The 14807-nt window shown below is 60.1% G+C and carries 19 protein-coding genes; 8 read left to right on the top strand and 11 right to left on the bottom strand.

Annotated features, from left to right (window positions below; all coding sequences use genetic code 11):
* The first annotated feature begins 244 nt into the window (after positions 1-244).
* From HMPREF9465_RS06235 to HMPREF9465_RS06270, 7 genes are all read left to right on the top strand, one after another.
* Entirely contained in the window at positions 245-2008 is a 1764-nt protein-coding gene (locus tag HMPREF9465_RS06235) for a flavocytochrome c (RefSeq protein WP_005435167.1), read from the top strand.
* A gap of 126 nt (positions 2009-2134) precedes the next feature.
* Complete coding sequence (locus HMPREF9465_RS06240) at positions 2135-2878, top strand: DNA alkylation repair protein (protein ID WP_005435175.1); 744 nt, start codon at positions 2135-2137, stop codon at positions 2876-2878.
* A gap of 156 nt (positions 2879-3034) precedes the next feature.
* Positions 3035-3448, top strand: coding sequence for an IS200/IS605 family transposase (tnpA, locus tag HMPREF9465_RS06245; protein ID WP_051009044.1), 414 nt, complete (start codon positions 3035-3037; stop codon positions 3446-3448).
* A gap of 22 nt (positions 3449-3470) precedes the next feature.
* Positions 3471-4667 carry an RNA-guided endonuclease InsQ/TnpB family protein gene (locus tag HMPREF9465_RS06250; RefSeq protein WP_231289360.1) on the top strand — a complete coding sequence of 399 codons (1197 nt, stop codon included), beginning with the start codon at positions 3471-3473 and terminating at the stop codon, positions 4665-4667.
* A 315-nt stretch (positions 4668-4982) separates the two neighbouring features.
* Positions 4983-5765, top strand: coding sequence for a DUF4261 domain-containing protein (locus HMPREF9465_RS06260; protein ID WP_005435179.1), 783 nt, complete (start codon positions 4983-4985; stop codon positions 5763-5765).
* Between the two features lie 27 nt (positions 5766-5792).
* Positions 5793-6233 (top strand): DIP1984 family protein, encoded by a 441-nt coding sequence (locus tag HMPREF9465_RS06265; RefSeq protein WP_005435180.1) that lies wholly within the window; start codon positions 5793-5795, stop codon positions 6231-6233.
* A 128-nt stretch (positions 6234-6361) separates the two neighbouring features.
* Positions 6362-7543, top strand: coding sequence for a tyrosine-type recombinase/integrase (locus tag HMPREF9465_RS06270; protein WP_005435182.1), 1182 nt, complete (start codon positions 6362-6364; stop codon positions 7541-7543).
* A gap of 113 nt (positions 7544-7656) precedes the next feature.
* Here HMPREF9465_RS06270 and HMPREF9465_RS06275 read toward each other — a convergent pair whose 3' ends face one another.
* From HMPREF9465_RS06275 to HMPREF9465_RS12335, 9 genes are all read right to left on the bottom strand, one after another.
* A complete protein-coding gene (locus HMPREF9465_RS06275) occupies positions 7657-8094 on the bottom strand; it encodes a hypothetical protein (protein WP_005435184.1) in 438 nt (145 codons plus the stop codon).
* A complete protein-coding gene (locus HMPREF9465_RS06280; RefSeq protein WP_005435186.1) occupies positions 8091-8555 on the bottom strand; it encodes a lysozyme in 465 nt (154 codons plus the stop codon). The genes HMPREF9465_RS06275 and HMPREF9465_RS06280 overlap by 4 nt, the downstream gene beginning before the upstream one ends.
* Positions 8548-9003 carry a phage holin family protein gene (locus HMPREF9465_RS06285; RefSeq protein WP_005435188.1) on the bottom strand — a complete coding sequence of 152 codons (456 nt, stop codon included), beginning with the start codon at positions 9001-9003 and terminating at the stop codon, positions 8548-8550. Before HMPREF9465_RS06285 ends, HMPREF9465_RS06280 begins: the two co-directional genes overlap by 8 nt.
* 89 nt (positions 9004-9092) lie before the next feature.
* Positions 9093-9281, bottom strand: a complete 189-nt coding sequence (locus tag HMPREF9465_RS06290; protein ID WP_005435190.1) for a hypothetical protein — start codon at positions 9279-9281, stop codon at positions 9093-9095.
* Between the two features lie 10 nt (positions 9282-9291).
* On the bottom strand, positions 9292-9627 hold the full coding sequence (locus HMPREF9465_RS06295; protein ID WP_005435191.1) for a hypothetical protein: 336 nt from the start codon (positions 9625-9627) through the stop codon (positions 9292-9294).
* Between the two features lie 16 nt (positions 9628-9643).
* The gene (locus HMPREF9465_RS06300) at positions 9644-10240 is read right to left on the bottom strand and encodes a hypothetical protein (protein ID WP_005435193.1); all 597 of its coding nucleotides are present in this window, start codon (positions 10238-10240) and stop codon (positions 9644-9646) included.
* An 88-nt stretch (positions 10241-10328) separates the two neighbouring features.
* A complete protein-coding gene (locus tag HMPREF9465_RS14025; protein ID WP_005435195.1) occupies positions 10329-10532 on the bottom strand; it encodes a helix-turn-helix transcriptional regulator in 204 nt (67 codons plus the stop codon).
* Positions 10529-11974 carry a DEAD/DEAH box helicase gene (locus tag HMPREF9465_RS06310; RefSeq protein ID WP_005435197.1) on the bottom strand — a complete coding sequence of 482 codons (1446 nt, stop codon included), beginning with the start codon at positions 11972-11974 and terminating at the stop codon, positions 10529-10531. Before HMPREF9465_RS06310 ends, HMPREF9465_RS14025 begins: the two co-directional genes overlap by 4 nt.
* A gap of 93 nt (positions 11975-12067) precedes the next feature.
* A complete protein-coding gene (locus HMPREF9465_RS12335; RefSeq protein ID WP_005435199.1) occupies positions 12068-12382 on the bottom strand; it encodes a VRR-NUC domain-containing protein in 315 nt (104 codons plus the stop codon).
* A gap of 188 nt (positions 12383-12570) precedes the next feature.
* On the opposite strand from HMPREF9465_RS12335, the gene HMPREF9465_RS06320 reads away from it, so the two are divergent.
* Entirely contained in the window at positions 12571-13869 is a 1299-nt protein-coding gene (locus HMPREF9465_RS06320; protein WP_005433166.1) for an IS256 family transposase, read from the top strand.
* A gap of 216 nt (positions 13870-14085) precedes the next feature.
* Here the strand turns inward: HMPREF9465_RS06320 and HMPREF9465_RS06325 are convergent, their stop codons facing one another.
* Both HMPREF9465_RS06325 and HMPREF9465_RS12770 read right to left on the bottom strand, forming a co-directional pair.
* Positions 14086-14373 carry a hypothetical protein gene (locus HMPREF9465_RS06325; protein WP_005435204.1) on the bottom strand — a complete coding sequence of 96 codons (288 nt, stop codon included), beginning with the start codon at positions 14371-14373 and terminating at the stop codon, positions 14086-14088.
* Complete coding sequence (locus HMPREF9465_RS12770) at positions 14370-14798, bottom strand: DUF3310 domain-containing protein (protein ID WP_005435206.1); 429 nt, start codon at positions 14796-14798, stop codon at positions 14370-14372. The genes HMPREF9465_RS06325 and HMPREF9465_RS12770 overlap by 4 nt, the downstream gene beginning before the upstream one ends.
* Between the last annotated feature and the right edge of the window lie 9 nt (positions 14799-14807).

The raw sequence follows: 14807 nt of genomic DNA on the forward strand, positions 1-14807 counted from the left end.
ACCTGATGCAGCCATGGCGGTGGGATCGGACAGGTGATTCTCTAGGTAAAATTCCTTAGGTGCCGTCCCTGTGTGACGGTCCTAGAATGGAAATCCGGCGGCGGGACCGCGCCGCCGATGAACGACAACACACATTCGTATGGAGAATGGGAGCGTCCTCCCGTCCGACGCCCCGTGCCGAGGGGCTTTTCCTTCGGGCGCCCGGGTGCCCTGCGGCGCTCCTGCTTTTGAGGAGAAAAAGCAAATGAAATCCACCATGATCAAATCCGCCGTCGCCATGGTCTTCGCCGTCGGCTTTGCGGCCGCCTCGATGGCCGCTCCGGTGACCGCCGAGGGTACGGGCGTCGGCAAGCACGGCGACATCACGGTCGCCGTGACGTTCGACGCCGACAAGATCCAGGACATCAAGATCGTCAAGAACGCCGAAAACCCGATTCTTGCCAAGAAGGTCTTCACGGACCTCAAGGATCAGGTCGTGGCTCTCTCCTCCACCGACGTCGACCTCATCTCCGGTGCGACGTTCTCCGCCAAGGGCTTCATCGACGCCGTCAACGACGCTGCGAAGAAGGCCGGCGTGACGCTCGCCAAGGCCGACAAGAAGGCCCTCAAGAAGGCCGCCCGCGAACTGCCGAAGACCTCGAACTACGACGTCGTCGTGATCGGTGCGGGCGGTGCGGGCTTCTCCGCCGCCATCACCGCCAGGAATGCCGGCGCCAACGTCGTCCTTCTCGAAAAGATGCCCGCCGTTGGCGGCAACTCGCTCATCTCGGGCGCTGAAATGAACGTCGCCAAGAACTGGGTCCAGCCCAAGCTCGGCATCAACGACGACTCTCCCGAACTGCATGCCCAGGACACGTTCAAGGGCGGCGACGGCAAGGGCGACATGAAGGTCATCAACGTCATGACGCACCAGGCGCTTGACGCCGCCAAGTGGTGCCGCGACTACCTCGGCGTGCGCTTCGAGGACGACAACCTCTTCTTCTTCGGCGGCCACAGCCGCAAGCGCGCCCTGATTCCGGTCGGCCACACCGGCACGGAATTCATCGCCAAGTTCCAGGCCAAGGCCGATGAACTCGGCATCCCGGTCATCACCAACATGAAGGCCGAAGAGCTCATCAAGAACAAGGACGGCCGCGTCGTCGGCGTCAAGGCCACGATGGACGGCTCCGAATACACGTTCAACGCCAAGGGCGGCGTCGTGCTCGCCACGGGCGGCTTCGGCGCGAACCCCGAAATGGTCAAGAAGTACAACCCGAAGATCGACGAGCGCTTCAAGACGACCGACGCCCCGGGCTCCACGGGCGAAGCTCTCTACATGGCCGAACGCGCGGGCGCCGAGCTCGTGAACATGGGCTACATCCAGACCTACCCGATCTGCGACCCGCTCTCGGGCGCCATTGAGCTCATCGCCGACGCCCGCTTCGACGGCGCCATCATGCTCAACCAGGAAGGCAAGCGCTTCGTCGAGGAACTCCAGCGCCGCGACGTGCTCTCCGAAGCCATCCTCAACCAGACGGGCCAGTACTGCTGGGTGCTCTGGAACGACAACATCGGCAAGATCTCCAACACGGTCAAGGCTCACGCCAACGAGTACGAAGCCTTCACGAAGCAGGGCATCATGACAACCTGCGATGATCTGAAGTGCATCACCGACTTCACGAAGATCCCGTTCGACCAGCTTCAGAAGACGGTCAAGCGCGTCTCCGACATGGCCGGCAAGGGCAATGACAAGGACTTCAATCACCGCGCAGGCCTCATGGACATGCAGCAGGGCAAGTACTACGTCATCAAGGCCGTTCCGTCCACCCACCACACGATGGGCGGCGTTCGCATCAACGAAAAGGCCGAGGCCCTGACGGCCGAAGGCAAGGTCATCCCTGGTCTCTGGGCTGCGGGTGAAGTGACCGGCGTCACGCACGGCACGAACCGTCTCGGCGGCAACGCCTACACGGACATCATCGTCTTCGGCCGCATCGCGGGCGAGGCTGCCGCCAAGGCCGCCAAGTAAGAGGACTCGATGACGGGGCGCATCCGCGTTCTGCGTCCGGATCCGCTATGAAGCCGCTCCCGGCGTTTTCGCCGGGGCGGCTTTTTCAACAGTCTTCCATTTGATTTCGAACGAAATCCCGAAACCATGACCCCCGACGAACTCCATGACCGCCTCTCAACTCTGGCCGATCCCGCCTGCAAGGCCTTCGGCGACAGCCTCCAGCCCGGCGTCACCGATCGCCTCGGCGTGCGCATGCCGCTCGTGCGAAGAGTGGCCCGAGACGTCATGCGCACGGAGGACGTGCGCGCCTTTCTCAACGCCATGCTCGCTGCGGGCGGCTTCGCCTCCCAGGAGGCGCTGATGGTCTGCGTGATCGTGGCGGGCGGCGCGAAGGCGCTCGAGCTCGAGGAGCGGCTCGCCTTCGTCGACAGGCTCCTGCCGCACATGACGGGCTGGGCGACCTGCGACCTGACGGGATCGGCTGTCAAGGTCTTCAGGGAGAACAGGGAGGAGCTCATCGGCTACGTCGGCGAAAAGCTCGCCTCGGACGATCCCTGGACCGTGCGCGTGGCGGAGGTCTGGCTCCTTGAGCACTACCGCGACGCCCGATGGACGCAGGCGGCGCTCGACCTTCTGGGAGGCGGGACGAGCAGGGCGCTCGTGCTTGCCGCCTCGGGTGACTACTATCTTTCGATGTCGCTTGCCTGGTGCCTCTCCATGCTCGCGACGGCGGACCTTGAGGCCGTCTGCTCGCGCATCGAGTCTTGGCGCGCAGAAGGCCGCCTTGACGACGCCACGCTGCGCAGGACCGTGAGGAAGATCCGCGAGTCGTTGCAGTTCACGAAGGAGACGAAGGCGGCGGTGTCGGCAAGGTTCGCCGCAAGGTGAGAGGCGACGGGACCGCCTCCCCTGAGGCGGCCGTCTTCGGAACGTCCGTCTTCAAATTGCAAGTTCATAGAAATGCCGCAAGGAAACATCTGACTTCAGTCAGGTGAGGAATTGCGGCCCATGCCTTTCACACTACCACGTGATAAAATTAAGGATATGGTGGAAATAGTATACAACCGAAATTGCGTTTACCAGACGGCATACCATGTGATATGGTGTCCGAAGTACCGCAAACGGATACTTAAAGGTGAAATAGCCGAGGCTTTGCGTCTTGCCATCACCGCGATCTGCATTGAGCGCGAGTGGCCGATTCTGACCTTGGAAATCCAACCTGACCATATCCATTTGTTCGTAACCATCCCTCCGTCACAGGCTGTAGCCGATGCCGTAAAGATTTTGAAGGGTTCGACGGCCCGGAAGCTGTTTGTGGCTTTCCCGGCGTTGAAGGATCAGCTTTACGGCGGGCATTTGTGGTCTCCGTCCTATTACGTAGGTACGGCTGGCAATGTCAGTGCGGAAACCATCAGGCATTACATTGAAAGGACTGAACATATCAAAGGGCGCAGGTAAGCTCGTTCGACGCAAAGTCGACGTGCGTACCGTCTGCATTGCCTTGGAGGTCGATGCCGATGCTTCCGAAAAGATGCATCAGACCCGTCGCCTCTACGGGCAGGCCTGCAATTTGCTCGTCCCAATCGTCGTGTCCGATACAGATAGGAAAAAACGGCTCTGGCAACGGTACAACCTGCACAAGGCTGCTTATCCGATGGTTCGAACCAAAATGTCCGTTCTTGGTGCACAGCTCGCCTGCAACGTCATGCGTTCGGTATCGAGCATGTACCAGTCGTGGATCAGCAACCATCCGAACTTCTCGAAGGATAAGAAGATGGTGCTTCCGAGCATCAGCTTCAGGAATCCTGTTGTTCACCTGGACAAGAACACCATTCGCTTCTTCAACAACTACACCGAGGCGTCGGTCTATACGGTGAATGGGCGTGTCGGCGTTCGTCTTCGTCCGGGAAAGTTTCAGCTGAGCCAATTGGCCGGTTTTCTGGCTGAAGAGCTTGCCGGAACGTCGAAGGAGAATCGGATTTACAGGCTTGGCGAATGCAACCTCGTTTGGAAGTGCGGCATCAAAGGCACGCCTTCCAGATGGGAGCTGCACATTGCCATAGAGAAGAAACTCAAGGAAGTATCTCTCGACAACTTGTCTTTGAATCAAGTCATGGGCGTTGATGTTGGCGAAAACAACGCCGCCGCACTGTCTACCGGCCGAATCTTCAAAGCCGGGAAGATGAAGGACGACCGTGACAAATACCTGAGCAGTCGGGCTCGTTTCCAGCGCAATGGCTCCAGAAGCGCCAGACAGGCACTTCGAAAGGCTTCCGGCCGAGAGAAACGACATGTGGAACAAATCAACGACGAAATCAGCAAGTCCATTATTGAAGATGTGGCAGAACGCAATATTCGCCTGATCGTTCTTGAAGATCTTACGGACATCCGCGAGCGAATCAAGGCCGGGCAGAAGGTTCGCGCACGCCTGCACCGCTGGCCCTTCAGGGAGCTTCAGCAGAAGATAGTGGACAAAGCTTGTAGAGCGGGTATCGAAGTGATCTTCGTTGACCCTCGCTATACGTCGCAAACCTGTCCGCATTGCAATGCCATCGGAACACGGCAGAAGCACCGATTTGTTTGCAAGAACTGTGGTTACAGAGCGCACAGCGACCTCAATGGAGGTCGGAATCTGCAACGTCTGGGTTGCCTGCTGATAACCCAGGGGCTGGTGTAAACAAGCCCTATGTTGAGCCTGCTTTAGCAGGTGACAATAAAGCTTTCGACTTTAGTCGAGAGTTGTTTACTTTCAACAGGCATGTCCGGCTCGTTCCCGTGCAGTTCTAGGTCCTCGGCAGCCCGGAGCGGCGAGTGTCTGCAGACCACGGCGTACGGGATGCGGTCGTCCTCGCCCGGCATCACGGTCCTGAGGAACGCGGGAGGGAAAGCGCAGCGGACCGGCGGGCTATAATGCCTGATCCATGCGGTCCGGCGCCCGAGGAGAGCGCTGCTCGAAGCCGCACATCCCTTTGAGACAAACACGAAGTTCATCATGACCGAAGAAACCAACGCTTCCGAATCCGAAGTCCAGATCACGCCCGTTGAGGCCTCCGTCCTGCTGTCCGGTGCCGAATGGGATCCGAAGCTTCTCGCCACGACCCTTGCCCAGGAATGGGAGATCACGGTGCCCGAGAAGGACTTGCCCGCCGACGCCTCCGAGTCCCTCGTGTTCGAGGCCGAGGGCGCCGTCATCGCCGTGAAGCTCTTCGAAGAACCGCTTCCCGCCGAGATGGCCCGCATGCACGCCGCCATGAACCCGCTCTGGCCGCAGGCGGGCGCCATGGCCCAACTGCACCGCGCCCACCTCGCCGTTGCTGCGATTCCGAAGACCGCCTCCCTTGTCGAGGCCGCCCAGGTGCTCGTCAAGGTGGTTTCCTCGCTCTGCAACCAGCCCTCGGCCCTTGCCATCGACACGGGCTCCACGATTCTCGGCACGGATGGCTACCGTGAGGGCGCCACCGTCATGAAGGGCGGCGAACTTCCGCTCTTTAATCTCGTCACCTTCGCGATCGCGAAGGCCGACGAGACCAACTTCGTCGCCTTCACCATGGGCATGAGCTTCCTCGGTCACAACGAGCTCGAGATCAGTCCGACCGCCGAAAAGCCCGAGGTGATCCAGGAATTCCTCTACACGGTTGCTTCCTACACGCTCAAGACGGGCAAGGGCCTGCGCGACGGTCAGATCCTCGGTCTCCATCCCGAGAAGGCCCAGGCGGTCCGCTACGCCGAAAGCAGCATGATCCCCGGTCTCAAGACCATGCAGATCACGCTCTGAGCCGCGCCGCAGGTTGGGAGACATAGTATGAGGCTTGCAGAAGCGCTCGCTGAGCGCAAGGCGCTAGACGCGCGGCTCTCCTCGATCGAGGGCCGCCTCAGGGCCAACGCCCGCATTCAGGAGGGCGACGCCGTGAGCGAGGATCCCGAAAGGCTCTTCGCGCTCCTCGACTCAACCGCCGAGGAGCTCCGCACCCTGATGGTGCGCATCGCCCGCACGAACAGGGAGACTGTGGTCGACGGTCGTCCGCTTGCGGACTGGATCGCCGAGCGCGACGTCTCCGTGCGCCGCTTCAACATCCTGTCGGGCGTCGCCGACAGGGCGTCCGAGCGCATCGAGCGCCGCAGCGCGGATGATGTCCGCGTCGTGCCCGTCATCGACGTTGTCGCCCGCAAGCACGAGGCCGACGCGCTCGCCGCCCGCATCCGCGGCATCGACGCCCGCATTCAGGCCGCCAACTGGGCGTAACTTCGCTAGATTTATGCTAGGCTAAGAAGAGTCAAAACGCCTCAATCTCATACGACTTGTGAGTTTGCAGTGCTTCAAAGTGTGCTAAAGCACTGCATCCAACATCAACCCAACTGTATGAGAAGTGTATGTTCAACGTGAAGTCCATCCCAACCCTGCCGATCGGCATCCACTGCTATGAGAGAGGCGTCTATCTGCGCGTGACGACGCACAGCCGCTCCTGGCTGTACAAGTACCAGCTCAACGGTAAGCGCCGTGAACTCGGCCTCGGGTCCGCGACGCAGCCCCTGTCAGCCGTCCTTGCCAAGGTGGCGCCGCTCAAGGCGCTGGTGGCACAGGGCATCGACCCCAAGGATCAGATTGCCAGAGAGAAGGCGGAGAAGAAAGCCGCCGAGGTGAAGGCGGCCATGCCGACCTTCAGCGAGTATGTCGACCACGCCTTCGAGAAGATCCTGTACCTGCGCGGTTTCACCGGGGCGAAGACCGAGGTCGCGTGGCGGTGCGACATCGGCGTGCTCAAGGGGGCGTTCGGCAAGCAGCGCTTGGACGCGATCCATCGCGACGACGTGGCGTCTTTTCTCCGCCAGTGGTGGACGACGAAACCGCGCAGAGGAAAAGACCTCCGCATGCGCCTCTATGGCATCCTCAACGTCGCGAAGGGTGAAGGGCTCATCCAGTCGAACCCCGCCGAGTGGAAGGGCTGCCTTGACGCTTCGCTCCCGCCCATGGGGCTCGTGCGTCGCTCAATGCCGGAAAAGCACCACACCGCGATAACTCCCGAAGAGCTCCGAGAGTTGATCGGGAAACTGTGGATGGAAGACAGGGTGAGCTCGCTCGCCGTGGTTTTCGGCGCGCTCACCGCAGGCCGTGCAAACGAATACATCAAAGGGAAGTGGGACGAGATCGACCTTGAGGAGAAGACTTTCTCCGTGCCGCAAGAACGCCGCAAGGACAAGAAGCCGTACCCCCACGTGGTGCCGCTCACGCGCCAGCTACTTCGCCTGATCGACCGGCTCGATACCAGTGGGGACTACCTTTTCCAGGGGCGTGGGCGATCGGCCATTGACCAAGGGACCGCGCTCTATGCGATTAAGCACGCGAGCGGTCGTGCTGACATGACGCTACACGGTATGCGCTCCACCTTCTCCGACTGGGGCGCGAAGAACGAGAAGAACTTCCTCGTCTCTGAGAAGCAGTTGATGCACGCTGTGGGAAACAACGTCTTCCGCGCGTATCAGAGAGACGACCTCCTTGAGCAGAGGCGCAAGCTGATGCAAGAGTGGGCAGACTACCTCCTGCCGAACGTGTAAAAGAAAACCCCCAAGGAGTGTGCATCCCTGGGGGTTAATCGTTCAACTGAAGTCCCACTTTTTTCGGAGTTGCTGATCGTGAAGTCAGCAACCACAATTTAGCATAGAGCAGTCTACTTCGTCATGCGGACGACGGCGTCCTTGTCTATTGCAATGCGCTGAGAAAGCTCGACACCTCTGCGAACCAGGTCTGCGCCTCGCTCGACAAGGTCTGTGCATCGGGCAAGTTGCTCTCTTTCAGCGTTGCAGGTACCGCCGGCCGCTGCGGACAGTCGACGCTTTGCATCGGCTGCTTGCTTGCGCACCCGCTCAAGATCAGCGCCAAGATCATCGGCGCGAGCAAGTGCGGCATCGCGCACCTCCCACGCATCCACCAGGCTCTGTGCATAGCCCCTCTCCTTCTCTCTGTACTTGACCTCAAGAGACTGCGCACGCGTGGCGTAGTCCGCCCGCAGTTCTGCGATGTCTTCGCCGTAGAGCGCGGCCGCGAACTGGTAGCCGCCAAGGAAGGCGGCGGTGAGCGCGACGACCGCGATGATCTTGTCCCTCATTCTTCACCCAGATAGAGCTTCGCCTCAGCCTGACGGCGACGCGTGAGCCCCGGCAGGACTTTTCCGTTGGTCTTGTTCACGTCCAAGAACTGGCGGGCGGCTTCTTCCGCGTCGCCTGCGTTGACCGCTCGCATCAGCTTCGGGCACTTGTGGACGACGCCGTCCACGCCGATGTTGTACGCGAGGCTCATGAGCGCCACGTACTGGCCTTCGGTAAGGTAGACGTTCACCCAGAAGGCAAGGCCTGATGCGTAGCGCTTGAGGTCCTCAATGAGCGTGTTGTAGGCTTCCTTGTACGTCACGACTTGCCCCTTCTTCACGTCGGGGCCGGTGTGGCCGAAGCCGATGGTGAGCACGCCCGCGGGGCATAGGTACGCCGTCTCGCGGAAGCCTTCCCATTGTTCAATGAAGTCTGCGGCCAACTCGACCGGCCAAGCCGTAAGGGCTCTCGTTTCACTCATGGTCTTTCTCCTTTTCCACGGTTAACCCGCGCTTCGCCAACTCTTCTTCGGCGTGCGCTTCAATGCGTTCGTTGAGGGTTTTGACAAGCCGACGGAGCACGGGCGGAACCGCACCGCCCAAGCCTCCGCGCTCCAAGGTCTCGATGATGGAGCCGAACTCACCCGCCGCGTAGGCGCAGATGGTGATGCTTTGGAAAATCTGAAAGTGGATGACGGGCGCGAAGACTTCGTCGAGCCCATGGGCGAGTGCTACGATGGCGAACATCAGTGCCTTCTTCAGGATGCCCAGAAAATTCTTATGACTCGACCACTGCCCTTGAAGCACGGCTATGCCTGTGCCAAGGAAGAAGTCCGTCACCGTGAAGATGACAAGCCACCAGAGCAGCGGCCCTACGTCGCCGAAGGCGAATGACAGGGCGCCGCCCAGCACACCGCCTGCGGTCAGCATGACTCTCTCCGCTCCTTGAGGAATGAGGTTCTGCAGGGTTGTCAGCATGATTGAAAAGAAAGGGGACGACTGGATCGCCCCCTGCGTGGTTAACGATCCATTGCTAGAACCGTGCGGATGTGCTTGATGCACTCCCACGCTTCACAAAGATCTTCCAGGTTCTGGGATGTCAGGCTGTAGTGACCGTCCCGAGCGTCGTCGAGGATCTTGTCGATCTTCTCCAGAAGCTCTTCTTCGGTGCGCTCGCCCTGCATCTTTCGCATGTCCTTCAAGTCCATGACTTTCTCCTTATTCGACCGCGTGTTTCTTCGCGATCTCAAGGAGCGCGTCGATGTCCGCCTTGTCGACCATGTAGCCGCTAAGCTCCACCTTGCCGCCGGCCTCTTCGAGCGCGGCGTAGGCGGCCGCGGATGCACGGTCAAGATCAACCTTCCCTTCGTCCACGATGCCGAGCATCTTGAGCGTCGGCAGGGACTGCTCGACACGCACCGCTACGGCGTCGCGGATGTAGGGGGAGACGAAGCCGATGCCAAACTTCAGGAGCCCGGTGGGTGCCTTCGGCATGACCACCGTGGTGATGAATTCGCTGGCAATCGTCGGTATCTGGGAGACTTCAACGTTCATGACGCGCTCCTACTGGTTACTGACCCGTGGTCGTCGTGTCGACCGGACTCTGCCACTCGTTGTATCGCGGCATCGGCTGCGGGCAGATTGCACCGAGCGGCACAACTTCCTGCGTGATGGCGTTGACACGAGCCTTGATGGAACCGACCTCAGCCGAAAGGTTGCGAAGACCGCAGGCGCAATCGGATGCCACGCGATCAATCTTCTGCGTGATGATCTGTTCGCGCAGCTGAGCCTTTTCAGCTTCGCACTTCTGCTGTGCTTCGAGCACCGCCACGCGTTCGCGATTGGCCGCGGACTCCTGCGCAATCGGCGTGATGTAGGCGTACATCTCGTCTCGAAGCGTCTTGTTGTCGGCAAGCGTCTGCTTGTAGACCGCCGCATCTTGGTTGTCGCTGTAGCGCATGGCCGTCAGTTCCGCGATCTTCGCGTCCTTTTCAGCCAGAGCATTGAGCGCCATGCCAGCCTGAGCGTTCTGACAATTGCCGCCGCCAAACAGCCCGCCAAGAAGGCCGCCACCGTTTCCATTAGCGTTGAGAAGCCCCAACGCGGTCCCGGCAATGCCGAGACCCAGGCCGCTACCCGCGACCCCTTTACTAGCGAATTCACCCATAGTGAACCCCCTTACTAAAATGCGCGAGGTGTCGGCTCGAAATGCCTCTATTCCTCGCGCATTCTTAGTCTGGACTACGGATTCCCTCTCATGCACCCACTCGCCTTGCTTGTGCGACCTTGAACGCTCGCTCAAGGTACTCGTCCACGTCCGCTTTTCGCCATCGTTGGCGGCCGAGGATGAGGGCAGGAGCGGGAAAGCGTCCTTCACGCACAGCCTTCGTAAGGGTGTTGGGGGCGCACCCTACATATGTACGCACCTGCTTTGCGGTCATCAGTTCTTGCGGTTTCATGCTTTTCTCCTTTCCATGAGCAGGTCGAGGACACTGCGTTTGGTGGTGATTCTTTCCTGGACGGCTTCGTCCAGTGTGTCTTTTGCGATGATGTTGTAGACGAAGACGGGGCGCGGATGCCCCGCCTGCGCCTGTCGTGTCGGTCCGATGCGCTCGATGATTTGCTCGTGCTCCTCGAGGTTCCACCCGGTGGAGTAGAAGACGAGGATGTTCCCGCCGTCCTGCATGCTGAGGCCGTGGCCGCACGAGGCGGGGTGCGCAAGGAGCATCGGGATCTTGCCGGCATTCCAGTCGCGGATCGTCTGCGGGTTCTTGTCGAGCACGCGGGATCCCTTGAAGTAGGAGAGGATCCTGTCGCGCTCGTGCTTGAACTGGTACGCCACGAGGATCGGCATGCCGCTGGCTTCCTCCACGATGGAGGCGAGCGCACGGAGCTTGCTGTCGTGGACGTGGAAGTAAGGTTTCGTCGTCCCTCCGTCGACGCGTTCTACCGACTGTGCGGCCTTCGCCTCGGCAAGCCGCTCGAAGTCAGGCGTTACTTCCTCGCCTTCGTAGAGGTTGCCGGAGGCAAGCTGCAGACAGGCAGACGTCTTCGTGGCCGCGTTGGCCGTGTCGACGGCGTACTCGCCCAGCTCGACGTAGAGGTTCCGCTCGAGGCTTCGGTACGCCTTCATCACCTTCTCGTCGAGCGTCACCTCCACGTCCATGACGATGGGCTTCTGGATGTCGAACCAGTCCTCGGCGTTGAGCTTCAGCGCGATGTCCTGCGTCTTCTCGAGGATCGCTTTCTCGGCGAACCCGCGGGGCTCGTACTTCACCGCGAAGGCGTTGGCGCCCACGCGGATAGGCGTGAAGTAGACCTCTTGGTATCGGCGCATCGTCTTGCCAAGGCGCTCGCCTTTGTCCAAGAACCAGAACTGTCCCCAGAGATCGAGGAGTCCGTTCGAGGCGGGTGTCCCCGTGAGCTCGATGAAGAACTCGGAACGCCACGCGACGGAGCCGAGCGCCTTCGCACGGGACCCACCCGAGCGGGTGCGGAAGCTCTTCAGGCGCGTGGCCTCATCGGCGACGATGATGTCGAAAGGCCAGTTGCCGTCGAGCTCCTCGACCAGCCAGGGGAGGGACTCATAGTTGACGCAGTAGATGTCGGCCTTCTCATTGAGCGCCTTCTTCCTCTGCGCCTTCGAACCGTAGAGGACGGAGACGCGCATGTGGGAGAAGTCCTCCCACTTGGCGACCTCATCCGGCCACGTCGATACGGCCACACGGAGCGGGGCGAGGATCAGCGCGGGGCCTACGCCTTCTACCGACTGGAGAAGGTTGATGGCGTAGAGCGTCGAGCTGGTCTTGCCCATACCCATGCCTGCCCACACGGCAGTCCGCTCGCGGGAGAGGATGTGGTTGACGATCAGCCTCTGATAGGGGCGAGGGGTGAACTTCATGATTTCCCCTTGTCTTCGCACCAGGATAGAATCCACGCGACAAGCCCGGCGGCGAGGAGCGGGAGCAGCGTAACGAACATCCCGAAAAGGGCATCACACATACGGGTCTTCCTCCAGCGCGTGCCAGGAGCGAAGCGAGAGCTCCGTGAGCACGCTGTCAATGTCCTCCTTGGACGCCACCCAGCAGGCGTGAAGCCCGCTGTCATTGAAGATGGCAAGCTCGCGCGTCTGCTCAGGGCGGGGCCGCTGCCCCGGCGCCTTCACTTCCACGAAGACGGCTGCGCCCGGCGCAAGGATCAGTCGGTCCGGCGCTCCGTGGCGCCCTTCGTAGGAGAGCTTGCGCACACGGAAGCCTTCTGCCTTCGCCCGCTTGCACAGGTAGGCTACGAGGTTTCCTTCGGGCGTCATTCCTCTTTCTCCTTCATCATCTGGATGCGGATCGAGCGATAGTCCTTCAGCGCTCCGACGAAATAGGACAGGTCGCGGATAACCGAGTCGACTTCCTCCATGGTCGGAGGAGTTTGACCTTTCCAGGCGAGAGCGTCAGAAATTTTGTGTCCATGGGATAATCGGAGCCCGCCAATCGGGTGCATCCAATGAACACGAATACCAAACGCAATTCTCGTAAGAAGTCCACCAACCCCCTCGATAACCATATCGACCAGTACGTTTCCGAGCTTCGAGCATCGGGCCGCCCGCTGGGCCCCGAAGCCTTCTCCGAGGCCGTCCGTACCTTCTCCCAACGCTTCGTCGAAGCCATGCTGCAGGGAGAAATGGATGCCCATCTCACAGGCTGTCAGCCCACTGAAACGCCTCCTGAAGAGGTCGCCGCTGACGAGCTTCCCCAGCTTTCCAACAAGCGCAACGGCTTTAGCCACAAGACCCTGAAGACCGAGTTTGGTCCTCTGCCGCTGAGCGTTCCGCGCGACCGACAGAACACTTTCGACCCGATCATCGTGCCCAAGCACAGCCGCTCGTTCGGCAAGATGGACGAGCAGATCATCGCCATGTACGCCAGGGGCATGAGCACCCGTGACATCCAGGCCTTCATCGACAACCTCTACGGGGTGGACATCAGCCCCGACTACGTCAGCAAGGTTACTGACAGAGTGCTTGAGGACGTCCGGGAGTGGCAGAATCGCCCGCTCGCAAGTGTGTATCCCGTCGCTTTCTTCGACGCCCTTCGAGTCAAAATCCGCAGCGGCGCAGCCGTAAAGAACATGGCTGTTCATCTCGGGATTGGTGTTCGCACGGACGGTACGCGTGAGGTTCTGGGCATGTGGATCGCCGAGAACGAGGGCGCAAGCTTCTGGGCGAGCGTGTTCAACGGGCTCAAGGCCCGAGGCGTGGAGGACATCCTCATCGCCGTTACGGACGGCCTGAAGGGCATGACGGAGGCTCTTGAAACCGTGTATCCGCAGACCCTCCACCAGACCTGCATCGTCCACCTTATCCGCGCATCCACCTCATTCGTCTCTCAGAAGGACAGGGCGGCCGTATGCAAGGAGCTGAAGCCCATCTACCAGGCAGTGGATGCCGACGCTGCAGAACGCGCTCTGGAGCGTTTTGGAAGCACGGACATGGGCAAGAAGTATCCAGCCATCATCCAGATCTGGGAACGCGCCTGGGCGCAAGTGATCCCGTTCTTCCAGTTCCCGCCAGAGATCCGTACACTGATCTATACGACCAATGCGATTGAAGGGCTAAACCGCGCTGTCAGGAAGGTGATCAAGACGCGCACTCTATTCCCTAGTGAGGACGCAGCCCGGAAGCTGATCTACCTGGCTATCATGAATTTCACGACCTCCTGGAAGCGTGCTACAGCCAGGTGGTCTGCTGCCATGCCTCAGTTCGCTCTGCTGTTTGGCGAGCGCTTTACAGGTGCCATGGAGTAAGACAAGGGGTATGATTAGACTACCCGCGCTATCGCATCAGGTCTGGCATACTGCATCACAAAAAACAAAGGGCAGCCTCGTTGGGCTGCCCCTGGAATAACCTCCCCAGACACAGAAATCCTGACACTCCCTTCCAGGCCTCTTTTCCTGCAGTCGCGTACTTCTGGATGAAGTCCAAAGCGACGATTGCCATGCGTCTGTATTCTCTTTCAGGTCTCATTCCTCTTTCTCCTTTCTGATCCACCACGACGGAATGTCGAGATAGGCCCATGCGATGTCGTCGAAGTCCTCGACTTTGTACTCGTTTCGCTTCGTGACCCTGCAGCCTTTGACGGTCTTTACTTCGTAGAAGAACTCAGTGCCCAGGCCGAAATATCCACGGGGGATAAACACGGGCTTGCCGCCTTTCAGAGCGATGATGATGAGTTCTTTTCCGGTGTCTGGGTGCGTTGCTTCATCGTCTGCGTCGTACCGTTGCCATTCGATCTTTCCATCTTTTGTCATTCTTCGTCCTCCTTCTGCTCGACGAGTTGGTAAATGGCCATTCTCACTGCCGCTAAGCAGGAGACAACATCCGTCCTCGGGACGACAAAGCCGTTGGCAGCGGCACCGCGGATCCCGTTCTCGAACAGCCAACGGAGCGGACCGTTGTGCTTCTCCGCGATGAAGCGTGCGGCACAGGCCCCTCTGGCCGACAGAACAGCGGCCATGGAGCCGTTGTCGAGGAGGGCAAGCTGTCGATTGAGGTACCACTGGGCCTTCTTCAGGTCCTCGAGCTCGGGGCACCCCTCCTTATTGCCGGCTCGGCAGAGGTACTTGACGGCGTTGCCCAGGCAGAAGGGCAACTCTTGGCATACGTCGATGGGCTGAACAAGATAGCCCGCGTCTTCGTAATGTTTGGGGTGGTTGATGTTGTCAACAATTTCCATGGTGTTGTC

Origin of the sequence: Sutterella wadsworthensis 2_1_59BFAA (assembly GCF_000297775.1) — a bacterium.
Classification (GTDB): domain Bacteria; phylum Pseudomonadota; class Gammaproteobacteria; order Burkholderiales; family Burkholderiaceae_F; genus Sutterella; species Sutterella wadsworthensis_A.